This window comes from Trebonia sp. (assembly GCF_049794275.1).
GTDB lineage: Bacteria > Actinomycetota > Actinomycetes > Streptosporangiales > Streptosporangiaceae > Trebonia.
In genome coordinates this window covers 1-3,176 of record NZ_JBARCR010000928.1, presented here as the reverse complement: position 1 = coordinate 3,176, position 3,176 = coordinate 1, and the positions used below count along the sequence as shown (strand labels likewise).

4 protein-coding genes are annotated in these 3,176 nt (G+C 71.3%); 2 read left to right on the top strand and 2 right to left on the bottom strand.

Features of this window, described 5'->3' with window-relative positions; all coding sequences use genetic code 11:
- Positions 1-149 (top strand): 16S rRNA (uracil(1498)-N(3))-methyltransferase (locus WA805_RS23905; RefSeq protein ID WP_425243456.1); only part of this gene is annotated, 149 nt, incomplete at its 5' end.
- Positions 150-622: 473 nt separating this feature from the next.
- Here WA805_RS23905 and dnaJ read toward each other — a convergent pair.
- Together dnaJ and hrcA are read right to left on the bottom strand one after the other, a co-directional pair.
- Positions 623-1,774: a molecular chaperone DnaJ gene (gene dnaJ / locus WA805_RS23900; protein ID WP_422272401.1), complete on the bottom strand. Its 1,152-nt coding sequence runs from the start codon at positions 1,772-1,774 to the stop codon at positions 623-625.
- Positions 1,774-2,775, bottom strand: a complete 1,002-nt coding sequence (gene hrcA, locus WA805_RS23895) for a heat-inducible transcriptional repressor HrcA (RefSeq protein ID WP_422272407.1) — start codon at positions 2,773-2,775, stop codon at positions 1,774-1,776. Before hrcA ends, dnaJ begins: the two co-directional genes overlap by 1 nt.
- Before the next feature lie 143 nt (positions 2,776-2,918).
- On the opposite strand from hrcA, the gene WA805_RS23890 reads away from it, so the two are divergent.
- Positions 2,919-3,176: DUF3097 family protein (locus tag WA805_RS23890; RefSeq protein ID WP_425243455.1), on the top strand; the 258-nt coding region annotated here is incomplete at its 3' end.

Sequence of the window (3,176 nt, the reverse complement as noted above, 5' to 3'; positions counted from 1 at the left end):
GACCCGAAGGGGGCATCACCCCCGCCGAGCGCGCCGCGCTCGGCGGGGCGGGCGCCGTCGAGGCCCGGCTGGGCCCAACGGTGCTCCGCACCTCGACGGCGGGCGCGGCAGCCGTTGCGGTCCTGCTAACGCGTACGTCCCGCTGGTAACGACCGCCGCTTGAGTCGGGCGACTTTGCGCACGAGCCGTCACCTTGTGCACGAGATGACCACAATCAGGGGGTCTGGAGGCCGGAAAAGTTGTCATTTCGTGCACAAGGTGAACAGGAGAGACTGGTGTGACGAACGGGACTGTGGCTGGTAGGACGAGGGGTGAGCAGAAGAGCAGTGGGGGAATCGCGACGAGGGCGGCGCATGCGCGGAGCTGGAATTGACGGGGACGGGCAACCGGACGGACACGGCAACGGGACGGTGACCGCCGCGAATTGGCGGGAGCCGGGGCGCCGGTGGTGTGACGCCGCGTCGTTCGGTGCCCGCCGCGGGCGCCGACTGGACGCGGTGAACACCACCAAGCCCAGGCGACCCCACGGGGTGGGGCTTGGGGGCTGGGGTGGGCAGTAGGTGAGGACCCACGGACCGGGAGGGACCGGGAGGGACGCTGGGGCTGCGGCTAGCGGGCTGGCTTAGCGGCCGTTGAAGGCGTCGCGGAGGCGCGAGAAGAAGCCCTGCTGGCCGGGCTGGAACTTGCCGGGCGGGGATTCCTCACCGCGGAGCTTGGCCAGGTCGCGCAGCAGCTTCTCCTGCTCCGCGTCGAGCCGGGTCGGCGTTTCCACGGTCACGTGGATGACCAGGTCGCCGCGGCCGTTGCCGCTCAGGTGCTTGACCCCGAGCCCGTATAGCGGGAGGACCTGGCCGGACTGCGTGCCCGGGCGGATGTCCACGTCGCTGGGGCCGTCCAGGGACTCCACCGAAACCGTGGCGCCCAGGGCGGCCGCCGCCATCGGGATCGTCAGCGTGCAGTGCAGGTCGTCGCCCTGCCGCTCGAAGATCGGGTGCGGCTGCTGCACCACCTCGAGGAAGAGGTCGCCGGGCGGGCCGCCGCCGGGGCCCGTCTCGCCCTCGCCCGCCAGCTGAATGTGCGTGCCGTCCTCGACGCCGGCCGGGATCCTGACCTTCATCGTCCGCCTGGTGCGCACCCGGCCGTCGCCGTCGCACTCCGGGCAGGGCCGCGGCAGCACGGTGCCGAACCCGCTGCACGCCGGGCAGGGCTGCGTGGTCATCATCTGGCCGAGGAAGGAGCGCCTGACCTGGCTGATCTCGCCGCGGCCCGCGCAGACATCGCAGGTCGCCGGGTGGGTGCCAGGCGCGGTACCCTCACCGGAACACGTCGGGCAAACCACGGCGGTGTCCACCGTGAGCTCCCTGGTTGCGCCGAACGCGCACTCCGACAGGTCCAGCTCGATGCGGATCGTCGCGTTCCTGCCGCGCCGGGCCCGGCTGCGCGGACCGCGGGTCGTGCCGGCGCCCGCGGCGCCGAAGACCGCGTCCACGAACTCGCTGAACGGGAACCCGGCCGCGCCGAACCCGCCGAACCCGGCCGCCCCGCCGGGCCCGGCCGCCGCGAACGGGTCGCCGCCCAGGTCGTACATCTGGCGCTTCTCCGGGTCGGACAGGACGTCGTAGGCCTGGCTGATCTCCTTGAACTTCTCCTGCGTCTCCGGATCGGGGTTGACGTCCGGGTGCAGCTCGCGAGCAAGCCGCCGGTAGGCGCGCTTGATCTCATCCGACGAGGCGTCACGCCGGACGCCGAGCATGGCGTAAAAATCTTCAGCCACTATGACTCTCCGAGGATCTGGCCAACGTAGCGGGCCACGGCGCGAACCGCTCCCATCGTGCTCGGGTAATCCATTCGCGTCGGCCCGAGCACGCCGAGCTTCGCGACTGCCTGCCCGCCGGCCCGGTACCCGGCGGAGACAACGGACGCGCCCTGCAGACCGGTCTCCGCGCCGATCAGGACCGTCACGGACGGACTCGCGGCCTCGCCGAGGAGCCGCATCAGCACCACTTGTTCCTCCAGGGCTTCGAGCACCTCGCGCAGCCCCTTGCCGAAGTCTGGCGCCGCGAGGTTCGCGGTGCCGGCGAAAACCAGCCGTTCCTCGTGCCGCTCGCCGAGGCTGTCGAGCAGCGCGGAGAAGACGGCAGTCGCGTTCGGGCGTTCGGTGACGGGGATACGGTCCGCAAGGCCGCCCACCGTCGCGGCCGCGGCGGCCAGCTGGTGCCCGTCGAGGCAGGCGTTGAGCACGGCGCGCAGGTGCGCGATCGACTCAGGCTCCGCCACGTCGGGCAGGTCCACGGTGGCCTGCTCCACCCGCCCGGTGTCCGTGATGAGCACGAGCAGCACCCGCTGCGGGGCGAGCGAAACCAGCTCGATGTGCCGGACGGAGGACCGGGACAGCGACGGGTACTGCACGACCGCGACCTGCCGGGTGAGCTGGGCGAGCAGCCGCACCGTCCGCAGCACGATGTCGTCGAGGCTGTAGGCCCCGTTGAGGAACGTCTCGATGGCCCGGCGCTCCGCGACCGACATCGGCTTGATGCTCGACAGCCGGTCGACGAACAGCCGGTACCCCTTGTCCGTGGGGATGCGCCCCGCGGAGGTGTGCGGCTGGGCGATGAACCCCTGCTCTTCGAGAACCGCCATGTCGTTGCGGATCGTGGCGGGCGACACGTCGAGGCCGTGCCGGTCGACGAGCGACTTCGACCCGACGGGCTCGGTGGTGGACACGTAGTCCTCGACGATTGCGCGGAGGACGGCAAGCTTGCGCTCATCAAGCACCGTGTTCACCTCCTCTGGCACTCAGTATCTCCGAGTGCTAAGTCTATTGCTATTGCACCGTGACACTTGCCGGACGACAAGATGCCCCGCCGGTTCGCTACCCTTCGGTGACGAGACAAGGGGCGGCGGGCGAGGAGGGCGCGGTGCGCAGCAGGCGGTACTCCGACGACGTGCTCGCCGCGGCCAGCAGGCGCCCGCGGCCAGGCCAGCGGCCCGTGCCCCAGGTCGAGGCGGAGCCCGGGCTCGTCGTGGAAGACTTCGAGGAAAGGTTCTGCGGCGCGGTCGTCGCCTTCGAGAAGGACGCCGTGACGCTGGAGGACCGGCACGGCAACCGCCGCGCGTTCCCGCTGCCCGGCGCGTTCCTGTTCGAGGGCGAGCGGGTGACGCTGGTGCGGCCGGCC